Annotated in this window: 16 protein-coding genes; 11 read left to right on the forward strand and 5 right to left on the reverse strand. The window is 45.4% G+C overall.

All coding sequences use genetic code 11. The features are described 5' to 3' along the window. Positions 1 to 94: 94 nt before the first annotated feature. Positions 95 to 445, forward strand: coding sequence for a cupin domain-containing protein (locus AC55NX_RS05330; RefSeq protein WP_496994803.1), 351 nt, complete (start codon positions 95 to 97; stop codon positions 443 to 445). Here AC55NX_RS05330 and AC55NX_RS05335 read toward each other — a convergent pair. From AC55NX_RS05335 to AC55NX_RS05350, 4 genes are all read right to left on the reverse strand, one after another. Further along, entirely contained in the window at positions 442 to 1,056 is a 615-nt protein-coding gene (locus AC55NX_RS05335; protein ID WP_496994804.1) for a LysE family translocator, read from the reverse strand. The two genes, AC55NX_RS05330 and AC55NX_RS05335, sit on opposite strands and share 4 nt — an antisense overlap. Positions 1,057 to 1,714: 658 nt before the next feature. Next, the gene (locus AC55NX_RS05340) at positions 1,715 to 3,118 is read right to left on the reverse strand and encodes an RICIN domain-containing protein (RefSeq protein ID WP_496994805.1); all 1,404 of its coding nucleotides are present in this window, start codon (positions 3,116 to 3,118) and stop codon (positions 1,715 to 1,717) included. Positions 3,119 to 3,158: 40 nt separating this feature from the next. Further along, positions 3,159 to 5,000, reverse strand: coding sequence for a cellulase family glycosylhydrolase (locus AC55NX_RS05345; RefSeq protein WP_496994806.1), 1,842 nt, complete (start codon positions 4,998 to 5,000; stop codon positions 3,159 to 3,161). Between the two features lie 973 nt (positions 5,001 to 5,973). Next, a complete protein-coding gene (locus AC55NX_RS05350) occupies positions 5,974 to 6,855 on the reverse strand; it encodes an NAD(P)-dependent oxidoreductase (RefSeq protein WP_496994807.1) in 882 nt (293 codons plus the stop codon). A 586-nt stretch (positions 6,856 to 7,441) separates the two neighbouring features. Between AC55NX_RS05350 and AC55NX_RS05355 the strand changes: the two genes are divergently transcribed. From AC55NX_RS05355 to AC55NX_RS05370, 4 genes are all read left to right on the forward strand, one after another. Continuing rightward, entirely contained in the window at positions 7,442 to 8,959 is a 1,518-nt protein-coding gene (locus tag AC55NX_RS05355; RefSeq protein WP_496994808.1) for an EAL domain-containing protein, read from the forward strand. 98 nt (positions 8,960 to 9,057) lie between these two features. Then, a complete protein-coding gene (gene pxpB, locus AC55NX_RS05360) occupies positions 9,058 to 9,738 on the forward strand; it encodes a 5-oxoprolinase subunit PxpB (RefSeq protein ID WP_496994809.1) in 681 nt (226 codons plus the stop codon). Further along, entirely contained in the window at positions 9,731 to 10,672 is a 942-nt protein-coding gene (locus AC55NX_RS05365; RefSeq protein WP_496994810.1) for a 5-oxoprolinase subunit C family protein, read from the forward strand. The genes pxpB and AC55NX_RS05365 overlap by 8 nt, the downstream gene beginning before the upstream one ends. Positions 10,673 to 10,724: 52 nt before the next feature. Beyond that, positions 10,725 to 11,477 (forward strand): LamB/YcsF family protein, encoded by a 753-nt coding sequence (locus AC55NX_RS05370; protein WP_496994811.1) that lies wholly within the window; start codon positions 10,725 to 10,727, stop codon positions 11,475 to 11,477. An 18-nt stretch (positions 11,478 to 11,495) separates the two neighbouring features. Here the strand turns inward: AC55NX_RS05370 and alr are convergent, their stop codons facing one another. Next, a complete protein-coding gene (gene alr, locus AC55NX_RS05375; RefSeq protein ID WP_496994812.1) occupies positions 11,496 to 12,578 on the reverse strand; it encodes an alanine racemase in 1,083 nt (360 codons plus the stop codon). 956 nt (positions 12,579 to 13,534) lie between these two features. Between alr and dgcN the strand changes: the two genes are divergently transcribed. The 6 genes from dgcN to AC55NX_RS05405 all read left to right on the forward strand — a co-directional run bounded on the left by dgcN (position 13,535) and on the right by AC55NX_RS05405 (position 22,574). After that, entirely contained in the window at positions 13,535 to 14,542 is a 1,008-nt protein-coding gene (gene dgcN / locus AC55NX_RS05380) for an N-acetyltransferase DgcN (RefSeq protein WP_496994813.1), read from the forward strand. Further along, positions 14,539 to 15,513: an N-acetyl-D-Glu racemase DgcA gene (gene dgcA, locus AC55NX_RS05385; RefSeq protein WP_496994814.1), complete on the forward strand. Its 975-nt coding sequence runs from the start codon at positions 14,539 to 14,541 to the stop codon at positions 15,511 to 15,513. The genes dgcN and dgcA overlap by 4 nt, the downstream gene beginning before the upstream one ends. A 14-nt stretch (positions 15,514 to 15,527) precedes the next feature. Then, positions 15,528 to 16,382, forward strand: coding sequence for a D-amino-acid transaminase (locus AC55NX_RS05390; RefSeq protein WP_496994815.1), 855 nt, complete (start codon positions 15,528 to 15,530; stop codon positions 16,380 to 16,382). Between the two features lie 446 nt (positions 16,383 to 16,828). Then, positions 16,829 to 17,974, forward strand: a complete 1,146-nt coding sequence (locus tag AC55NX_RS05395; RefSeq protein ID WP_496994816.1) for an efflux RND transporter periplasmic adaptor subunit — start codon at positions 16,829 to 16,831, stop codon at positions 17,972 to 17,974. A gap of 3 nt (positions 17,975 to 17,977) precedes the next feature. Next, complete coding sequence (locus tag AC55NX_RS05400) at positions 17,978 to 21,136, forward strand: efflux RND transporter permease subunit (protein WP_496994817.1); 3,159 nt, start codon at positions 17,978 to 17,980, stop codon at positions 21,134 to 21,136. Next, positions 21,126 to 22,574 (forward strand): efflux transporter outer membrane subunit, encoded by a 1,449-nt coding sequence (locus AC55NX_RS05405; RefSeq protein WP_496994818.1) that lies wholly within the window; start codon positions 21,126 to 21,128, stop codon positions 22,572 to 22,574. The genes AC55NX_RS05400 and AC55NX_RS05405 overlap by 11 nt, the downstream gene beginning before the upstream one ends. The last annotated feature ends 65 nt before the right edge of the window (positions 22,575 to 22,639 follow it).

Raw genomic sequence — 22,639 nt, forward strand, 5'->3', positions numbered from 1 at the left:
GGTGAGTGAGGCTTTTTTTCAGCAGAATATTGAAAACAGATTCTTAGCAAGGTACTGTACATAATTACAGTAAATGGAGATGGGATAAGAATTAATGAAAGAATCTGTTTCTTTATCTGCACAGCGAGTGTGGCAGGATACACCTTATCCGGGGATTCGTTATGCGTGGCTGCACCAGTCGGAACCCGGCCCGAATATAGCATTACTCCAACTGGAACAGGGCGCTTGTCTTCCGCGACATTTTCACCCGGGCTGGGAGCAAATCTATGTGATTTCTGGTCACATCGAAGTGAACGGGTGTCACCTGTTTGCAAACGATCATATATACATCGGAAAAGAGCAGGCACATGAAGTCATTGCCCGCAAAGCGTCACTCTATCATGCCGTTTCTGAGGTTCAGGGCGTGACGATTTGTGATACGTCACCTGCCTCGCTGAACAACTAACGTTCCATCGCTGCCAGTTTTATCCCCATCAATACAAACAGTCCGGCAAAGCTTTTCTGGATCCGACGGACAATTTTGGGTGACTGGATGATGGCATGACGGATTTTATTGGCCAGCAGGCCATAGATGACAAACACGACGAAGGTCATCAACATGAACACCAGACTCAGGATCAACATGTGCAGTATCGGAGCCGTTTGTTGCGCAGGGACAAACTGAGGCAGAAAGGCGAGAAAAAAGATCGACAGTTTCGGGTTGAGTAAGTTAATCAACACGGCTTTGGACGCAATAGCAAGATAACCCGTTTGATGCGTGTTTTCATTCTGAAGTGTCAGTGCCCCGGCGTCTTTCCACATGCCCCAAGCCAGATAAGCCAGATAAAACACGCCGACATATTTCAACAGCTGAAACAGGACTGCACTGGTATGTAAAATGGCCGCCAGCCCGAAAACGCTGGCAACCAGATGCGGAATAATACCGGCAGTACAGCCGAGCGCCGCATAGAGGCTGGCTTTGGCACCGCGGGTCAGGCCAATCGATACGGTATATAACACACCGGTACCGGGGAGCAGAACAACAATCAGTGAAGTCAGAAGAAATTCAATTGGCATAAACTATCCTTGTGCTGAGCCAGCATGATTTGAAAAGAATAAAATAAGCATATCGTAGTGGTGAAGCTTTGACCATGATTGTTTGATTTGAGGGGATAGATTGGATAGATGTGAAAGAAAGGGCTTTAAACGTTCTTAGCAACGGTGCCACATGGGCTCTCTGTCATTTGGCAACAGAATTACAATCTGACGATAAGTGATGTTCCGATGGATTACGAGGACATTCAGCTCTGTTTGTTGTGGCATAAAAGACAGATTCAGAATGCAGCGCTGAGCTGGCTTTTAGCACATTTGCAGCAAGCGATGAACGATTGATAGACCATTCATAAAAAAGCCAATCACAATGGTGTGATTGGCTATCGATATGAACAATTTGGTTCACTAACAACGTCAGTTGGCTAGGTGACCCTCGGCTTAATAAGGGTCACTAATACTATTGCACTATGTGTGCCAATTTTAAAATTGTTTTAACTAATTGATTTATTTGATTTTGATTAAATAGTAGTCAGTATTCAATACAGTCATGCTCATATCTTTATTGCAAAATGCAATTATGTTTTTATTTTGCAACAACAGGCAGCAAGAGTGAGTTTGATAATTAAAAATGGACGGGCCACTCATTAAAGTGACCCGTATTAAGTGAACACACTGGCTTAACCTAATATCTCGGCCAGCCGTTGCTATCCCAGTTGAGTGTGCTAATCAGCAGTTTAGCATTACCGTCATCAGTCGCATCATAAGCATGACGGACAATCACATCGGTGTTGGCAATATCCTGACCACCGGGGCCAATCCATCTATTGCTGCCGCCATCGAGTAAAGTCCCGCCGCCTTTCATCATGTCTTTACCACTTTTATCCAGATACGGGCCGGTAATATCGGTAGCCCGGCCATAACGGATCTGGTAGGTGCTGTCGACGCCACGACAACAGCGACCTGTGGATACAAACAGATAATAGTAACCGCGACGATAAACAATACTGGGGGCTTCAATTCCACCGGAACGACTTGCCAGGCTCGACAGATCGCCAATCGGTTTCATGGTGATTGGATTGAGGCGGACCAGCTTGATACCCGAGCCAAAAGAACCAAACGTCAGCCATGGGTCACCGTCTTTATCAATCACTAAGTCAGGATCAATGGCATTGTAGTCATTGGCAGCGGTGGTATGAATCACCATTCCGTGATCTTGCCAGTCACCGGTTGCTAAACTTGAGACTGAAGCCAAACCAATTGCCGACACGCGAGAACCAAATGTTGAAACAGCATAATAGAGCCAGACTCGGCCATTATAATATTTCACATCCGGAGCCCATACGTCATCGTTTTGCAAATCGGGTACATAGGTGTACCACCAACGTAAGCCATTCGGAAAAACGGATGGTCGCGGATTCCAATCCAAGCCGTTATCACTGACTTTGCCATAGATTCCTTTACCGGTTTGAAATTCCCACCAAGTCCCGTTTTCATAGGCAATCGTCGGATCGTGTGTTCCTAAGTTACCGCTCAGTGGCCAATGGTTGGTTATGCCATTGGTGGATGAGGTATCCACCGGCTTGCCACCAGAGGCCTGAACTAAACTCAAGTGAAACTGTTGTACATCAAGATTGTTGACCTCCCACTGATCAATATTGGCTCCGTCAGATGTGTCCCAGTCCCATAAATCCAGCGCTTTACCGCTGTTTTTATTCACCAGCACATAATAGTTGTTATTCAGATCCCGAATGTCCCACTTTTGGTTATCACTGCCCCCATACTGCCATTGTGAAACATTGTCGCCATTCGCCTTACCAGCGCTGTATACTTCCATTGCTTTGGCACTGTTAAGATTAATGATGGAGTAGTAGCCGTCATCGCGCTTGGTAATGAGCCAACGTTGTGTGTTATGGCCGTTATCCGGCCATTGACTGATGTTGGCACCATTACTTTTGTCAGCATTTGCGACTTCGACGAATTTACCACTGACCTTCGACTGAATGGTATACACACCATTTCTGACGCTTGCTTGCACAGTTCCTGCGAGCGTGATGCCCGCAAGAAATATAATGTAGAGCGTTCTCATCAGAACTCCTTCACTATAATGAGAGGTCAAATATCAACTGTTACTTGACGGTATTTGAGTCCCACAACCGTTGTAACATATCCCATTTCTCAGTTTCGAAGCCTGTCCATTCACCCCAGCCTGATGTGTTGGTCCGTGCATCGTAGGCGTGGCTGTACAAACCACCGGTGTCGTCTGATTCTGGGTTGATACTCCAGTAGCAGCCTTCAATGTTCTTGTCTGACATGTAGTCAACAAACGCATTTTGCCATTTTTTATCGTAATCAGAACGAGGGAGGTAACCCCACATATCTTGAATACGGACTGCGCCAGACTCCGGCCAGTCATAGTGACCACCGAACTCACCGATCACAATCGCATAGCCTTCATCTTTGAGGTAACCGAAGTGTTCTTCCCAGCCCTGTCTGAGCAATTCTGGGTTAATCACAATGTTACATTTTGCTTTTGCAGCATCATCTTCAGACAAGCCGGCACATTCTGGCTGAGCCGGATCCATAAACTGTTTCTGTACGGAAACAGAAGGGCCGTAAGTATGTGGTGACAGCACTAAACGATCTTTTGGAATGTCCAGTGGGTTGGTTGCCATGGAAAAGAAGTTTTCTCCCCAGTTTGGATTGGTTGCTTCATCACCGTGAGGATTTTGTGTACCGTCTGATTTGACGCTACCAATCCCTTCAACCCAGATCAGAACATTTTTGTTTTCTTCGTTGATGGCCTGATATGCATGTTCAGCCAGCGTTTTCCAATCGGTCCAAGTGTAATCCCATGGTTCGTTAAAGATATCGATCCCGAGGATGTTGTTCACTTTCAACTCATCCGCGAAACGGGCCAGTTGACGAAGGTCTTCCAGCCATTTCTGTTCGTTGTATTCTTGAACAATCACGCCAGAGCCGACATCTGTACCACAGGAGTAGCCTTCACGTTTGTAGATGTAGTTATCACGATTGGCATCTGCGTAAGGTGGGGTTGCATCCAAACGTCCGGCACGCCAACCGAGATAATTCGAACATGAGTGGATATCGAGCAGAATATCGAGTCCATTTTTGTCAGCAAGTTTGATGAAATCTTCCAACGCCTGACGCGCATTGGTTGCACGAACAGATTGGTGGTTTTTAAAGACGCGAGGCTGACCTTGAGGGTCATCTGGATCCAGTGTTTGCGGTGCGATAGGCAGACGAATCAGGTTGATGCCTTTCGCTTTGATTTCATCCATGGTTTGTTGAATCGTCCGGCCTGTTCCCTGACTGTTGTTCGCCCAGAAAGTGTTACCCATGTAGAGTTCCATCGGAGCACCATTTGGGTTGACAGAGTCGTTTGGCAGTTCATGACGGCCTTCCAGACCAAACCACGAGCCACAACGCACAGGTTTGACGACATCATCTTTGGTGATGTGACCATTTTCATTCACACGGAAGACAACTTGGTTACCTTCGCCACCACCGTTGTCGCCACCGCCGTTATCGCCGCCGCCATTGTCACCACCATCACCATTATCACCGCACAGTGAACCGGTTAGGGTTGGGACTTCAGATGTACCAGTACCTTGAAAGCCGAATGTGGTGCTGGATCCGGGCTGTAGACTACCGTTTGAGGGAGTACTGCTGGCAGTGTATGGGTTACTGCCTGACAGGACAGCGTTCCAGATATTGGTGATGTTAGCACCTTTGGTGAACTCCCAGCCCACGTTCCATGCTGATACAGCGCTGGAAGTATCATTTTTAACAGTCACGTTAGCAACGAAACCTGAGCCCCAGTCACTCTGAACTTCATAGGTACATCCTGCATACGCAGAACCGGATAAAGCAGCCAGAGCCAGACTGATCCCAATACTGAGGGTCTGTTTCTTACAACTGATGTTTTTGAAAACTTGCTGTTTTCTCATTTGTTACTCCTTTCAATTATTTTTTAAGTATTTATTTTTATTGCTGAATATGATCTGTTGTTATCCATAAATGAATGCTCATCCACCCCCTGACTCGACCCTGAGTCTATAAATTGAGATAAAAATTCATATTTGCTTGTCATTGGTGACAACTTGCAGAGCTATAGATTTGTCAGTAAAAAACTGAAAATAAACTGAAGTCAAATAGTCTCATCAAACACATTAACAATTAGCGATAGAATAACGGCCTGTCAAAACCTGAATGTGTTATCTGTGGAATTAATTATTGAACTGTTATTTTTATCGTAAAAAGTAAGCGAATAATCTATATGCCTATCATCATAAATTATTGTGTTTCAGTGTTATTTGGTTGGGTAATTAAATAAATTTTTCGTGATGTTTATCAAGTAATAAATAAAATGTCATACGTTATGTTGAAGATGGGATGAATCCATTGAATAACGGATGTTATGTGTTTTTTGGTTCGATTTTGTGAATTCGAATCTGTTTATATATATGATTTATATGTATTTTTTGTATTCGCATTGTTGATGGCGTTCATCGGTAGTGATGATGGTTGTTTTGATTTTTTTGAAATGTATCATTATGTTAAATTATTCGTAAAATATTTAATGATATTTTTGATATTGTGGGTTTATGTTATTTAACAATGGCATTGATAAATTTTGTTTTTTAAATGAAATAATATTTAAAAATGGTCGTGAAATATAAAAATGGAAGGTATATCATGTTTTTGTATGATTGAAAATTACAGGCGGGCATTCAGTTTAAAGCGGTGGTTTATCATCAACTCTCGGTGAGGAATTTAAATGATTGATCTGAATTATTTAATCAAGGACTGTATCCGTATGTATTGAAACGGCAAGTCGTTTATCATGATAAAAATTAGGCCGAAGTGATGTTGCTTCGACCATAAATTTTGTGGTTCATCAATCATGCCGATGATCAAGATTTATATTGATGTTTTATCGTAGGCTTTAATTAACACCGAAGTGTCCATCCGTCCCAGACCTCGATCCTGAAGTTTTGCGTACATGCTATCCACTTCTTTTGTCATCGGGAGCTCAATCTGGTGACGAGCCGCTTCATTCAGGCAGAAGCCTAAATCTTTTCTCATCCAGTCGATAGCAAAGCCGAAATCAAATTTATTTTGTGACATTGTCACAGCGCGATTCTCCATCTGCCAAGAGCCGGCAGCACCGTGTTTGATCACATTGACCACTTGTTCAATATCCAGATTGGCTGCTTGTGCCAGCTGTAATGCTTCACTTAGCCCTTGGAGGACTCCGGCAATACAAATCTGGTTGACCATTTTACAGCGTTGGCCCTGCCCGTGCGTACCGAGAAGCTCCGACTGTTTGGCGTAATGGGCCATAACGGGTTGGATTTGGCTGAAGACCTCAGCTTCACCGCCACACATGATTGTCAGTGTGCCATTCTCAGCGCCGGCTTGTCCTCCGGATACGGGAGCATCGACAAATGAGATGCCTTTTTCCCGACATGCCTGAGCCAGCTCAAGTGCAAGTTCAGCAGAGGTGGTGGTGTGATCGACGATAATTGCACCCGGTTTAGCTCCGGCAATAATCCCATCATCACCATACATGACGCTGCGGACATCCTGGTCGTTACCGACACAGAGAAAAATGGCTTCACAACCTTCAGCAGCAAGTTTCGGGGTTGGATAAGATTTACCGGAATAGTGTTGTTCCCAAGTTTCCGCCTTGGTATGCGTACGGTTATAGACGTGAGTTTGATAGCCTGCCTTGGCAAGATAGCCAGCCATCGGGTATCCCATTACACCTAAACCGATAAATGCAACATTGGTAATATTCATGAATGCTCCTTGTACTACAAATAATTGATATATGTCATTGCGCCTGTTTAATTCGGATAACAGATACAAGCGAATTGATATGCTTTTCTGTGAACAGTAGCGACTATAAATGATTTCATTGACATATGTCAATTGGTGTTTGTAAATGACAGCTTCTGAAATGAGTGTGGATCGTTTCATCACGGATGAACACCCAATTCAGCGATCGAGGTGGTCCGATTCCATCGTTAATGATGTGAGCGTACTCTGATGAAAAGTGGTTATGTCAAAAGCAGATAAACTGAGAGATCACTCAGTTATTTCGTGCATATGATTCAAATAATGAACACTTTTGGTATAGAATTGCACAATAATTTCCAGTCATCTCATGATGACCCTGTATAGGTTGTATTGAATTTCGTGAACTAAACTGTCATTAAGCACGAAAATAATCAGTATTATGATTGCATAGAGTCGGGAGGTTACTCGGTTGGTATTACCTAAGTACGGAAGTCGCAAACTAGGATTTTATATGGCAGAACACCCATCCGACAAGCTGCACAAGACAAGCAGAATCAGATTATACGGCTTAGTTTTGAAACAGCCGATGCAATTGATAGTTCTTACGAGCCTCTTTCTGGGCATTTTTGCGCAGATGATGATGACGACATTTCATCGTGAAGAAATGAAAAATGTGGCTCATCTTACCCTCAGTCATGCAACCCAAATTGCAACACAATTAAATCAGGCAATACAATTGCTGGCTGACAGTGATACGGTTCCATGTAGTCAGGAAGATGAACATTTGATGCAGGACATTCTGCATGTTAACCATTTTATTGCCGATATTGGCCGGATCGAAGGCGGGATGATTCAATGCCTGACACTCAAAAAGTTAGAGACGCCACTCCGGCTGCCAGAAGCACAATATATGTCGAATGGTTATTCTTTTGTAAAACGTTACCAGTTTGAATCGTTGCCGAATCATGTTCCGATTGATCTGACTTTTCGCGATAACGTCATTACGATGACCGCTCCCCGGGTCTTTGAGGGCTTTGAAATCTCGAATAATTATACGGTGGAAATTCGCAGCGCGAGCCTGAAGTATGTTTTTGAACGGTTGGGAGATACCGTGTTGCCGGAAATTCAACCGGACGGGAATTTGTCCCGCCGCTTGTCGGTTGAAAAACAGTGTAGCAATACACCGTCGCTCTGTGTGTTGGTCAGAGATAATCATCCCTTTCTCTATCATGCTTTGAATGGCCCGACCCTGAGTGCCTTTGTCGTTGTGATCTTATTTATCTTACTCAGCTATAAAACATGGGGAATGCCCGCCTCTAGGGATAAACAGCTGAAGAGTCGCTTACGTAAGGCGATTGCACATCGGCAACTCTCGTTGGTATATCAACCCAAATTTATGCTAAAAGATGAACGGATTCAAGGGTTTGAAGTGTTATGTCGCTGGCATGACCCACTGTTGGGGAACATCAGTCCAGAGGTCTTTATTCCTTTGGCGGAACAGACGAAGCAGATTCGCCAACTGACACTGTTTGTTGTCGAGCAGTCGATTCAAGATATGGCGCGAGTTTTACAAAAGTATCCGGAATACACCTTGAGCATCAACTTGGCTGTGGATGAGTACCTGACCAAGCCTTTCATTGAACGCGTGACTGAAATCGTGAACAAGTATTCAGTCAATGTGAATCAGATCATGTTTGAAATTACCGAGCGCTCGTCCTTTGGTTGTCAGGATGTTGTTTCCGTGTGTGATTCGCTCCGACTGCGTCATTTCCGAGTGTCGCTTGATGATTTCGGGACAGGATATTCGAATTTGTCGTGGCTCAGTGATATTTATACGGATGAGATTAAAATTGACCGGATGTTTACCAGTGCGTTAGGGACTGACACGATTGCTGGACGAACCGTTAACATGATGTTAGATCTGCTGGAAGGTTTTGAGGATGTCACGATTGTGTTGGAGGGGATTGAAACCCCCGAACAGGTTGATTATCTGCGTAAACGAGATATCGCGGTGATCGGGCAGGGATGGTATTACGCCAGACCGATGCCGATTGAGGAGATTAAAGCCTTTATTCATCGTCATTCGGTCAGAAACATCATTTAAGATCAACACTCAAAACCAGACCCATTCACGGTCTGGTTTTGAGTGTTATCGTATTGATTCTGTCATGTCCGACATCACTAACATGGAGGGAGGTTTGAGTGAGAGAATCCGGACAAATTGACATTTACCGGTTAGGAGAGCATAGCTATGTGCTTCAGGCACCGGATCCGGTGACGTTATCTCAGCAACAGAAAATCTGGGCAATCGCGGAACAGCTGAAAACCAGACCGGAAATGGTCGATGTTGTCCCCGGTATGAATAATCTGACGGTTCGTGTTCAGCCATACATAACCGACAACAAGCCGGATGAATATGACTCTGTATGCGAGCTGTTCCATCACTACTGGGCTGCCGACGACATGGTACAGACTGACGGACGGCAACTAGAAATTGCCGTGACATTCGGCGGCGATAATGGTCCTGATTTGGCGCATGTTGCGGATCATGCCGGATTGAGTATTGATGCGGTGATTCGTCTTTATACTGAGGCGGAATATCGCGTTTATTTTTTAGGCTTTCAGCCGGGTTTTGCTTACCTTGGCGGGTTACCTGAAGCGCTGCATACGCCCCGACATGCCTCACCCCGAACAAAAATTCCAGCGGGTTCCGTAGCGATTGGTGGTGCGCAAACCGGAGTTTACCCCAATGCATCTCCCGGAGGCTGGCAAGTGATTGGACGAACTGACGTAGTTTTGTTTGATCCACAACGTGCGCAACCTTCTTTTTGGTTACCGGGGGATAGGGTCACGTTCACCGTTGCGGAGGTTGATTGTGATTGAAGTGCGACAGACCGGCCCGCTGGTGAGTGTTCAGGATTTGGGGCGTGAGGGATTTCGTCATCAAGGGGTATCCCGTGCTGGTGCGCTCGATGCTCTGGCGCTGACGATTGCCAATCGATTAGTCGGTAATCCCGATAATACTGCCGGGTTGGAAATCATGTTCGGGACCAGTACGTTTCTCTTTCAGACGGATGTTTGTTTTGCGCTGACCGGAGCGGATTGCTTTGCCCGATGCGATGATCTCCCAGTTTATCCGGGTTGGCGTTATCGCGCCTACGCCGGACAGCAATTAAAACTCTACATGCCTAAGCGAGGATTGTGTGCTTATCTTGCGGTTCAAGGGGGGATCGATGTGCCGCTGGTGATGGGCGCTGCTGCAACCGATTTACAGGCTGGTTTCGGCGGTGTTGATGGACGGCCGTTGCGCAAAGGTGATCGGCTGCCTGTAGGAAAAAACCGCCACATCCATGATGCGGTGTCCGATGAGCACTTTGGTATTTTACTGCCGGTTCCCGATGCGATCATTCGTGTCTGTGTCGGACCGGAATTCGGACACTATTCTCTCCATGCTCAAGAACAGTTTTTCACCACCGCGTGGCAAGTGAGTCCCAATAGTAATCGGATGGGATTCCGACTCGAAGGTCCGCCGATTGAGGCGCAATCTGAGATCAAGCTAGTGTCTCATGCGGTTTTCCCTGGCGTGATTCAATTGCCACCGGATGGGCAACCGATTATTCTGGCGGCTGAAGGGCAGACGAGTGGGGGCTACCCGAGAATGGCTGTCGTCATTGACAGTGACTTGTGGCGTTTAGGTCAACTGCGACCGGGGGAGCAGGTGTATTTTCAGCTTGTCTCTCTGGCTGAAGCCCGTATGGCTACCGCAGTTCAGGCGCGTTATTTACAACGCGTGGCACTGGCCTTGGCTTCTCGCTGAACGGGAATGACAAAGGTTCAGGTTATCTACCGAATTAAGCAGTGAGGACAATATGAACAGAGTCGATCTGAATTGTGACATGGGAGAAAGCTTCGGGGTGTATTCGCTCGGCAATGATGTGGCATTGATGGATTTTGTCAGCTCTGTAAATATTGCTTGTGGCTTTCATGCCGGTGACCCGTGTGTGATGCGCGAGACAGTCAGACATGCATTAGAGAAAAGTTTATCCATTGGTGCACATCCGGGATTACCGGATCTCGCTGGATTTGGTCGTCGGATGATGGCGATTTCTCCTCAGGAAGCGTACGACATGGTCGTTTACCAGATTGGAGCGTTGCACGGGTTTGTTCGTGCTGCCGGCGGATATTTGCATCATGTGAAACCGCATGGTGCTTTATATAATATGGCTGCTCAGGATGCGTTGTTGGCTGCAGCAATTGCTCAGGCGGTGAAAGATGTTGATCCAACTTTGGTATTGTATGGATTATCCGGCAGTGCACTGATTCGTGCCGGAGAAACCGAAGGGTTGCGTGTGGCCCATGAAGTTTTCGCGGATCGCACATATCAGCCTGATGGTACGTTAACCCCACGCGACCGACCCGATGCCTTGATTCATCATGACGATGCGGCCTTGACTCAAGTGCTTGATATGGTCTGCCAAGGCAAGGTTCGGACAACCGACGGGCAGTGGATCGATATTCAAGCCGACACTATCTGTATCCACGGAGATGGTGCCCATGCACTTGAATTTGCGGCGAAGATCCGTCAGGCGTTGCAGCAGTCAGCGGTGGTTCAGTCGATGTAAATGGCGGTGTCGTGATTGTCATTCATTGATAAAGGTTCTGACAACGCGTCGAGTCAACTGAATTACCAGTTCATATGGAATTGTTCCGACTAATTTGGCAACTTGTTCGACCGGGACATGATTACCCCAAAGTTCAACACGGTCTCCAACCTGATCGGTTGCGTTCGGTCCCAGATCGACGGTTATCATATCCATGGATATCCGGCCGGCTATCGGCACAATACGGCCATTAATATAGACGGGGGTTCCATTCGGGGCCGATCTCGGATAGCCGTCACCGTAGCCCATTGCGACCACACCAATGTAAGTGTCTCGATCTGAGGTCCAATTTTCACCATAGCCGACGGGTTGGTTTGCCTGGTGCCGACGAACAGCAATTAACTTGGACTGTAATGTCATCACCGGTGTCAAATGACGTTGCTGACCAATTTCATCAATACTCGGGGCAATGCCGTACAAGGCAATCCCGGCCCGGACAGCGTCAAAGTGAGCATCTGGCCAGAACAAAATGCCGGCGGAGTTAGCCAGTGTTTTCATCCCTTGATACGCTTGTGTCTGCGCTTTAAAACGTTCAAGTTGAGCCAGTGTGGAATGTGAATTCAGGTCGTCAGCACAGCTGAAATGGCTGATAAAACCAACATCGCCTGCAATTTTTCCGCTTTTTTCCAAGCGTGTGATGTACGCACTGATCTCATCGGGCTGAACGCCGAGGCGGTGCATTCCGGTATCTAATTTTAACCAAACCGGGGTATGTTGCGTCAGTGGCGTTTGCTCGAAATCTCGTAGTTGCTCAATACAGTGGATCGTGGTGTGAAAATTGAGCTGTGCGGCCAGCTGGAGATCCTCCGGGCAGAAGCAACCTTCCAATAATAAGATGGGTTGAAGAATATCTGCCGAGCGTAATTCAATCGCTTCTTCAATCCGGGAGACAGCAAACATGTCGGCATGTGGTAGTGCGTGTGCGACTCGGATGGCGTTGTGCCCGTAAGCATCACCTTTTAAAACTGCGATCAGTTTGGTACCACTATCACAGTGGGATTTTAATAAGGTGAAATTATTCCTTAATGCATTTAAATCAATAACCGCTTCAGCAGTAATCATAATCGTTCCTGATTTGGGCAAACATAGAGATCATCTTTAATTTTCTGTTACAACAGTGTATATCGCCTGCTTGAGCAATGCATATATTAATCATTAACGTATTAATAATGCGTATCCTATCGCTTCACTCAACAAGCATGCCATCAGCAGATGAGATTTGTGTAATTTTCACTAACTTTCATCATATCCAAATAGCAAGGCAGAAGAAGCAATATGCAGGCCAGTGCTTTGAGATTACGGGAAGCTTTCTGACTGCTTATTGGGGTGAGGAAGCCCTATATGTGCGGTATGTGTTTGGGAAATGTTGTTAACGACATCAGTAATGATATGGTCTTTCATTTTATGCTGTAAAGTTTGTATTTTTTGGTTTTAAATTTCAATTCAGTGAGAGAGCAATTCTATAGGTTACCGGTCAGACACATAAGTGAACATCATGTGATTTCTATTTTGAGGATCTGTCTTGACCGACAATATATTGATATTAAGCACCAATATAGGGCAATTTGCACCATTTAAAGTCACTCCTAGAATCGGGAGCGATAGATATATACATAAATTATCATTATTTTAGTGACTATAGTCACATATTTGTAAGATTTTGTTTAGCTCACTTTAATAGTTTGAATCACTGATAAATGACCGATTCTGTAAAATTATATAAATTTGAAAAAGGAGTGTAGGCCGTGCATTTTTCTGATTCAGTCAGTGGGTTTAGAATAAGACTCTGAAAAAATACACAGGACTGGCGGTTTCTATTATATGCGTATTCTGCAATTGAGTGAATTTTTATTCTTTTATGTGTTTATTATTGAATTTTTATTCATTAATGGTGCGCAAAAATGATTTTGTTGCTCATTTCCTTTCCTTCATGTTGTCATGTATTTTGCTCTGTAAATGATGATTAACCCATAATGAACATTTTATATTTATGCTGACTTGGATGGAGTGATTGCGAGATGGAACTGAAGAAACCGTATTTATTGTTTTTAGGTGATGCAGCTGATGCATTAGCTGCGAAGGTTGCCCAAGGCATCAAGACATGGCGCCCAGAGTATTGTGTCGGACAGTTTCGTTTAGAAAACTGCAATGCCGATTGTGGCTTGCCTGATATGAGCATATCGGACGCAGTGGCAGCCGGGGCAAAAACGCTGGTGATTGGTGTTGCAAACCGAGGCGGCATTATTTCTGATGAATGGATTAATGTATTGGTTGAAGCGTTAGAAGCGGGAATGGATATTGCGTCGGGATTACATAATAAATTGACCGATATTCCCGCTTTGGTCGCGTGCGCAGAGAAACAAGGTTGTGCTTTGTTTGATGTGCGCTATCCGACTCAGGTTTATCCGGTCGCGAATGGTAAAAAACGGACGGGTAAGCGTTTGCTAACCGTAGGAACCGATTGTTCCGTAGGAAAAATGTATACGTCGCTTGCGATTGAGAAAGAAATGCGTGACCGCGGGATGGATGCCGATTTTCGGGCAACCGGTCAGACCGGGATTCTGATTTCCGGGGAGGGGGTCAGTGCTGACTGTGTGGTGTCTGACTTTATTTCTGGTGCGATTGAGACGATATCTCCTGCCAACAGCCCTGATCACTGGGATGTCATCGAAGGGCAGGGCTCTTTATTTCATGCGTCGTTTGCCGGCGTTACCACTGGATTGATTCATGGCTCTCAGGCGGATGCGCTGGTGTTGTGTCATGAGCCAACGCGTCAGCATATGCGGGGGTTGCCGGATTATGCCTTGCCGGATATTGATGCCTGTATGGCTGCCAATCTGACGACAGCGCGTTTAACTAATCCGGATGTTCAGTTTGTCGGGGTATCGATCAACACGTCTGGATTGGATGAGCAAGCGGCATTGTCTTATATGACAGCACTTGAAGAACAGCTTGGATTACCGGTGGTTGATCCTTTCCGCCAAGGCGTCGGACGTATTGTTGATCAGTTGGCGGTGTTCTCGTGAATATTCGTCTCTACCGAAAAAGCTGGCCGATTCGCGGTAGTTTCACGATTTCCCGCGGCAGTAAGACCTCCGCGGAAACAATCGTAGTTGAGATGGAAAAAAATGGTTTCATCGGGCGGGGAGAGTGTGTTCCCTATCATCGTTATGGCGAGTCTGTCGACAGCGTTATCGCACTGATTGAGGGCATTTCCCCTGAAATCAAATGTGGAATTAACCGTCAGCAACTTCAGCCCTTATTACCTGCCGGGGCGGCTCGGAATGCGGTTGATTGCGCCATGTGGGATCTGGAATGCAAGCTCAGTCAAACCACGATTTGGTCGCAGCTCCAGATAACGCCTTGTGCGCTGACAACAGCTTATACATTATCGCTCGATAAACCGCACAAGATGGAAGAGGCTGCGGTCGCGAATGCTTTTCGCCCGTTGCTCAAGTTAAAGTTGGGTGGCCCGGAGGATCTGGAGCGTGTCCGTGCTGTTCGTCGTGGTTCACCACAGGCAACGATTGTTCTTGATGCCAATGAAGCTTGGGATGTTGCAACCTATCAAGCGTTGATTCCTGAGTTAGAGCAGCTGAATGTTGCGATGATCGAGCAGCCGTTCCATGCCGATGAAGATATGGTTTTAGATCGTTTGCCTCGGCCGATACCGATTTGTGCTGACGAATCTTGCCATGATCGGCAGAGCCTGAGTCGTGTAATTGGTCGCTATGACATGATTAATATTAAGACTGATAAAACCGGTGGCTTAACCGAAGCATTGGCGTTGAAACAAGCCGCTCAGGAAGCGGGATTACAGGTTATGGTGGGTTGTATGTTGTCTTCTTCACTCAGTATGGCACCTGCATTTGTTGTTGCTCAGGGAGTTGATGTCGTCGATCTGGATGGCCCGTTATTGCTGAATCAGGATATTGAACATGGTTTTGAGTTTGAAAAAAATCAAATGCTGCCTTTTGGTTCGGAACTATGGGGATAAAGGGAAAATTATTTATGGAACGGATTGTTTATGTGAATGGGACGTATGTTCCAGAATCTGAAGCGAAAGTATCAATTTTTGACCGGGGTTTTCTGTTTGCCGATGCCGTGTATGAAGTGACATCGGTATTGGATGGCAAACTGATTGATAATGCGGGGCACATTGCTCGTCTGGAACGTTCTTGTCGTGAGCTGGGAATTAAAATGCCAGCTACTGCGGAGCAACTAACGTGCATTCAGCAAACACTGATTGAAAAAAATCATTTGGTTGAAGGGGGCATCTATTTGCAATTAACCCGGGGTAATGAAGGGGAGCGTGACTTTTCTTACCAAGATGCGATTGAGCCGACGTTAGTTTTATTTACTCAGGCAAGGCAATTGGTTGATAGCCCGAAAGTGAAGCATGGCATTAAAGTGATTTCGTTTGACGATATCCGCTGGAAACGCCGGGATATTAAAACCACCAGCCTGCTGCCAGCGTGTCTGGCAAAGCATGCAGCACACGCCGCAGGAGCTGATGATGTGTGGCTCATTGAAGATGGATACGTGACTGAAGGGGGTTCCAGCAATGCTTACATCGTGACGCAAGAAGGAACATTAGTCACAAGGCCACTCAGTCATGATATTCTGCATGGTATTACCCGTGCGGCTTTGATGAAGTTGGTTCAAGACACCGGACTGGCGGTTGAAGAACGCTTATTTACTATCGAGGAAGCCATGCAAGCCAAAGAAGCATTTATCAGTTCGGCAACTACGTTTGTCTGGCCGGTTGTTGCAATCGACGACCAGCCCGTTGGTGATGGTCAGCCGGGACCGATTGCGTTGCAGCTCAGAGATATCTATATTCAGACCGCGAGAGCACATTCCTGATTCAAATTGAGTTGTTTATGTCTTGAAACCCAATCAAAATGATTGGGTTTTTTCATTATCGTATGTCTCATCACAGATAAGTATTAGTGGTGGTCATACTCAATCTGTATAGTATTCGTTAGTATCTGCTATGAATCTTCATTGATAAATGTATTATATGAATTACTTCAGTTGCTTAAAAGTAGTCATCATTAACCACACTTTAACCCGCTAAATATCTAGAATATAGTTAGTTCTCTGTAATTTGGTTACAGTATGATTTGTGATGACTGATAAAGTGCTCCATAACCGATACTATGGATGACGATTGATGCTGCTTGATTTGTAGAATTCTTCGCGGTGGTCACTGTGAACACAATGATGACTGAATCACGTACAGAATAAGGAATGAGGTGCTGAAGTGGTGTTACTTCAGTGCCAGTAGCATAGTTTTAGGAGAGTAATGCATGATGAAAACTTTTCCCTTTTATCGCCAATCTTTGATTGCGATTGGTTTGACGCTGGCACTCACTGGATGTCAACCAGAAGCACAAAAGGTTGCGGTAAATCAGGCGCCTCAGGCTGTTGCGGTTGATACAGTTGTAATTCAGCCTCGCCCCGTTGAGCTGACGACACGACTTCCGGGACGGACGAGCGCCTATCGTGTGGCTGAAGTTCGTCCGCAAGTCGCTGGAATTATTTTAAAACGCTTCTTTGTTGAGGGAAGCATGGTTAAAAGTGGTGATGTTTTATATCAAATCGATCCTGCGACTTATGAGGCGTCTCTCGATAGTGCAAAAGCAGATCTGGCTTCAGCTAATGCAACGCTGATAAAAGCGAAATTGCAAGTTGATCGCTATAAAGGCTTGGTAAAAAAACGTGCCGTTAGTGAACAGGATTATGAAGATGCCCAGGCGACCTATCGTGCTGCTGTTGCCTCAGTTATGGCAGGGGAAGCGGCTGTGAAGTCCGCACAGATTAATCTTGATTATACTAAGATCAAAGCACCGATCTCTGGTCGTATCGGGAAATCAGCGGTGACAGAAGGCGCGCTGGTTACAGCAAATCAGACCGACTATCTGGCCACTATTCAGCAACTTGATCCTTTGTACGTCGATCTCTCCCAATCCAGTAATGAACTCCTGAAAATGAAAAAACAGACCGCTAGTAACCAGAAACTCAGCGGTATTAAGCTGAGTTTGGATGACGGTACAAAAATTGATCAGGAAGCGACGTTACAGTTTGCTGATGTGAGTGTGGATGAAAAAACAGGTACAGTAAACCTACGTGCCCTGTTACCCAATCCGAATCAAGCGTTATTACCCGGACTCTATGTTCGTGCTGATGTACCTGTTGAAAAACGGAAAAATGGCATTCTAGTTCCTCAGGCGGCTGTGAGCCGGGATGTTCAGGGGCAAGCTCATGTCATGCTTGTTGATGACAATAATAAAGTTCAAGATCAGGTGATTGTAACGAACCGAATTATAGGACCTGACTGGCTGGTTGATTCAGGGTTAAAAGCAGGTGACAAAGTCATCGTGAATGGCTTACAGAATATTCAGGTCGGACGTACAGTTACTGTAAGTCAGATTGATGCGAAGCAGGAGCAGTAATTTATGGCCCGTTTTTTTATAGACAGACCTATATTTGCATGGGTGATTGCAATCCTTATCATGCTGATAGGTGTCTTGGCTATTAAGACACTACCGATAGAACAGTATCCGAAGATCGCCCCACCTAGCGTGAGTATTAGCGGAAGTTATACTGGTGCATCAGCAAAAACCGTTGAAGAGAACGTGACGCAGGTTATCGAGCAAAATATGAACGGTCTCGATAACCTCTTATACATGACATCTTCCAGTGATTCTTCGGGGAATTTCACAACTGAATTGACGTTCGCAACTGGAACTGATCCGGATATTGCCCAGGTTCAGGTGCAGAATAAGCTTTCAGTCGTTGAATCCGTCCTACCAGATTCTGTTGTTAACCAAGGGATTACAGTAACAAAATCAACCAGTAGTTTCTTGTTGATTGTCGGTTTTGTTTCAACCGATGGCTCAATGAGTGATCATGAGTTGGCTGATTATATGGTTTCAAATGTAAAAGATCGGTTGAGCCGCGTCCAGGGCGTTGGTGAAGTGACTATATTTGGTTCGCAGCATTCGATGCGTATTTGGCTTGATCCTAATAAACTAAACAATTATAGCCTGACAACTGATGATGTTGTGAATGCAATTCAGGCCCAGAATGCGCAGGTTTCCGTTGGGCAAATTGGTGGTACACCTGCTGTCAAGGGACAGCAACTGAATGCTACGATTACTGCACAAGGCCGTCTTAGCACGGTTGATGATTTCAGCAACATCTTGCTTAAAGTGGATACCAATGGGGCGCAGATTCGATTAAGAGATATTGCACGTATTGAAATGGGGGCAGAAAGCTATAACGTAGTCAGCAAATTTAATGGCATGTACTCTACGGGGATTGCGGTGAAGCTGGCAACGGGAGCTAATGCATTAGATACAGCCACTCTCGTCCATGAAAAAGTGGATGAATTATCCAAATTCTTCCCTAAGACGCTGAAAGTGGTTTATCCGTATGACACGACACCATTTGTCAAAATATCTATTGAAGAAGTTATACATACCCTGATTGAAGCGATCGTGCTGGTCTTTTTGGTGATGTATCTGTTCCTGCAAAACTTCCGGGCGACTTTAATTCCGACGATAGCCGTCCCTGTTGTATTACTGGGTACCTTTGGGGTGATGGCTGCTTTTGATTATTCAATCAATACACTGACCATGTTTGGGCTGGTGTTGGCGATTGGGTTGCTGGTGGATGATGCGATCGTTGTTGTTGAAAACGTTGAACGGGTGATGACTGAAGAGGGCTTATCTCCCCTTGAGGCGACCCGTAAATCAATGGGACAAATTACGGGGGCTTTAGTTGGTATTGCACTGGTATTAAGTGCGGTATTTATACCGATGGCATTTTTTGGTGGTGCTTCCGGTGAAATTTATCGCCAATTTTCAGTCACAATCGTTTCAGCAATGGTGTTATCTGTTTTAGTGGCGATGATTTTGACGCCAGCTTTATGTGCAACGATTCTTCGTCCAATTAATGAAAACCACCATATCATCAAGCGAGGACCAATTGCACTCTTTAACCGACTTCTTGATAAAGGGACGATGCGTTATAAAGGGGTCGTTGAACATGGGTTGACGAGTAAACTTCGCTATTTAGTGATTTATATTTTGATCGCGGGTGGATTATGGATGATGTGGACGAAACTACCGACATCATTTCTGCCTGAAGAAGACCAAGGCTCAATTATGGTGATGGTCAAACTGCCAACGGGTGCCAGTCAGGAACGGACTTTGAGTGTCATGAAGAAGGTGAGCCAACACTTTCTTCAAGATGAAAAAGAGAATGTTGACTCCGTATTTACTATTGCTGGCTTTAGTTTTGCCGGACGCGGTCAAAATATGGGGATGGCTTTCGTCAAGTTTAAAGATTGGAGTCAGCGACAAAGTCCTGCACAGTCAGCCAATGCTGTAATTGGTCGGGCTTGGGGCGCTTTCTCTCAATTAAAAGAAGCCCAAATCTATACGTTCAATCTTCCGGTTATACCGTCATTGGGAACCGCCAGTGGTTTTGATGCCTACTTGGTTGATGAAGGAAATCTAGGTCACGATAAATTGATTCAGGCGAGGAATCAGTTACTTGGTATGGCGGCGCAGAATCCGAATCTGGCGCAAGTTCGTCCGAATGGGATGGAGGATTCACCACAGCTACGGATTGATCTCGATTATGAAAAAGCGATGGCCATGGGGATCTCGGTAGACGATATTGATTCAACATTGTCAGTAGCATGGGGCTCTTCTTATGTGAATGATTTTATTGATAATGGCCGGATTAAGAAAGTGTATGTGCAGGCGGATGCGCCATATCGGATGAATCCAAAAGATTTTGAACTTTGGCATGTTCGCAATAGTGATGGCGATATGGTTCCGTTTAGTGCCTTTGCTAAAACCTACTGGACGTATGGTTCTCCGCGTTTGGAACGGTTCAATGGGTTACCTTCTGTTAATATCCAAGGGGCTGCACCTCAGGGGAAAAGTACTGGGGAGGCAATGACCGCGATTGAAGAAATTGTCCGTCAGTTACCGAGTGGCGTTGGTGTTGAATGGGGGGGAATTTCCTATCAGGAAAAACAGTCAGGCGCAAAAGCAGGTTTGTTATATGCAATTTCGCTGTTGATTGTGTTTTTATCTCTTGCAGCATTGTATGAAAGCTGGAGTGTGCCGTTTTCAGTTATTCTGGTTGTGCCTTTGGGGATCTTTGGGGCGGTGGCTGCCACAATGCTCAAAGGGCTATCCAATGATATCTACTTCCAGGTGGGTCTGTTGACAACCGTGGGGCTCTCTGCCAAAAATGCGATTTTGATTGTTGAATTTGCCAAAGCACAATATGACGAAGGTATGGACTTGTTCAAAGCAACCGTTGAAGCGTCCCGAATGCGGTTACGCCCGATTCTGATGACATCGTTTGCATTTATTCTCGGAGTCCTCCCTCTGGCATTGAGTTCGGGAGCGGGTGCGGCAAGTCGGCATGCAATTGGATGGGGGGTTGTTGGTGGGATGGTTTCCGTAACCGTGCTTTCCATCTTTTTTGTTCCGGTATTTTTTGTCTTCGTCATGCGCTTGTTCAGAACAAAGCCGAGACAAATTGGATTTGATAACAACCAGCCGTCTGAGGAGAGCGCTGATGCAAATTAAATTATTGCCAGTTCTGGTTGCCGTCGTACTTGGTGGATGTAGTCTTGCTCCAGACTATCAACGTCCTGCTTCTCCGTCGACTGAAGGTTGGACCGGAGTCAGTACCAATACTGCACCGAGCAATGAATCGGTGCTGCCCGACTGGCGTTCATTTATGGCAGATCCACAGTTACAAAAATTGGTTGAATCTGCACTTGCTCATAATAAAGATCTGAGACAAACATTGCTTAGTGTTGCCTCTTTAAGAGCAGAATACCGGATTCAGGATAGTGAAAGATATCCGGGGCTGAATTTTAACGGAAGCGGTACCCGTGAGAGAACTTCTGATGCATTAACGGGTAACGGTACTTCTTATAGTTCGGAATATTCAGCAACCGTCGGGGTGAGCAGCTATGAACTGGATCTGTTTGGCCGACTGAAAAATCTGTCGTCACAGGCACTTGAATCTTATCTGGCTGAGGATGAAAATCGCAGAAGTGCTGTCATTTCTCTAGTTGCTGAAGTTGCATCTTCATACATTAATTTGCTGACTGAACAAGAGCTGTTGCGATTAACGGAAGATACGGTGAAAGCATACAGGGAAACACTGGAGCTAGTTCAAACTCGGTATGATTCAGGATACAGCAGCGCATTAACTCTGGCACAAAGTAAGACTGCACTTCATAGTGCAGAAGCGACGCTTGCAACATACAAGCTATCGGTTGCTCAGGAATATAATACGCTGAGACAGTTGGTGGGTGCACCGATAAGTCAGGAAATTGATGCCCATTTACCAGATGAAAAAGACCAGATGCTGACTTCATTGAAAATCGGAGTTTCTTCTGAAGTGTTACTTTCCCGACCGGACATCTTGGCTGCGGAACATTCACTCAAGGCTGCGAATGCAAATGTTGGTGCTGCCAGAGCTGCGTTTTTCCCAACAATCAGTTTAACTGCGAGTGCAGGGAGTATGAGTAGTGATCTGAATGACTTATTCAGTTCTTCCTCTGGGATGTGGCAGTTTGTTCCGAAGATATCGATACCGATTTTTGATTGGGGAAATAATCAAGCTTCTCTGGATGTTGCGAAAATAACTAAAGCGGAATCGGTTGTTACTTACCAGCAAACCATTGAAACGGCATTCAAGGAAGTGTCAGATTCATTGTTGGGGCAGCAATATTATATGGAAGAATGGAATGCTCAAAAGTTAAATCTGGAAGCAAATAAAGACTATTATGAGCTGGCAAAAATGCGCTATGAAAAAGGTAATGACAGTTATATGGACTTACTGGACGCGCAACGGTCATTATTTAGTGCCCGAGAGAGTGAACTGTCGTCGCATTTGAATTTGCTGCTGAGTCGGATCAATTTATATAAAGCACTCGGTGGTGGTTGGCGTGCCGCTGATCATCAAAAGTCTACTCAGGTTTCATCGGTTTTGGAAACAATCGAGCAATAAATGATAAGACTGAATATCACTTGTTTGTGATGGATAAGCGTGCTTTTGGCACGCTTATTTTTTTG

It is taken from the genome of Vibrio rubrogenes (assembly GCF_059641415.1).

Coding starts and splice junctions, on each gene's coding strand:
- AC55NX_RS05400 (WP_496994817.1), top strand. CDS start 17,978: ATGGCCCGTTTTTTTATAGACAGACCTATATTTGCATGGGTGATTGCA.
- AC55NX_RS05405 (WP_496994818.1), top strand. CDS start 21,126: ATGCAAATTAAATTATTGCCAGTTCTGGTTGCCGTCGTACTTGGTGGA.
- AC55NX_RS05345 (WP_496994806.1), bottom strand. CDS start 5,000: ATGAGAAAACAGCAAGTTTTCAAAAACATCAGTTGTAAGAAACAGACC.
- dgcN (WP_496994813.1), top strand. CDS start 13,535: ATGGAACTGAAGAAACCGTATTTATTGTTTTTAGGTGATGCAGCTGAT.
- AC55NX_RS05330 (WP_496994803.1), top strand. CDS start 95: ATGAAAGAATCTGTTTCTTTATCTGCACAGCGAGTGTGGCAGGATACA.
- AC55NX_RS05340 (WP_496994805.1), bottom strand. CDS start 3,118: ATGAGAACGCTCTACATTATATTTCTTGCGGGCATCACGCTCGCAGGA.
- AC55NX_RS05335 (WP_496994804.1), bottom strand. CDS start 1,056: ATGCCAATTGAATTTCTTCTGACTTCACTGATTGTTGTTCTGCTCCCC.
- AC55NX_RS05395 (WP_496994816.1), top strand. CDS start 16,829: ATGATGAAAACTTTTCCCTTTTATCGCCAATCTTTGATTGCGATTGGT.
- AC55NX_RS05390 (WP_496994815.1), top strand. CDS start 15,528: ATGGAACGGATTGTTTATGTGAATGGGACGTATGTTCCAGAATCTGAA.
- alr (WP_496994812.1), bottom strand. CDS start 12,578: ATGATTACTGCTGAAGCGGTTATTGATTTAAATGCATTAAGGAATAAT.
- AC55NX_RS05355 (WP_496994808.1), top strand. CDS start 7,442: ATGCAATTGATAGTTCTTACGAGCCTCTTTCTGGGCATTTTTGCGCAG.
- AC55NX_RS05370 (WP_496994811.1), top strand. CDS start 10,725: ATGAACAGAGTCGATCTGAATTGTGACATGGGAGAAAGCTTCGGGGTG.
- AC55NX_RS05350 (WP_496994807.1), bottom strand. CDS start 6,855: ATGAATATTACCAATGTTGCATTTATCGGTTTAGGTGTAATGGGATAC.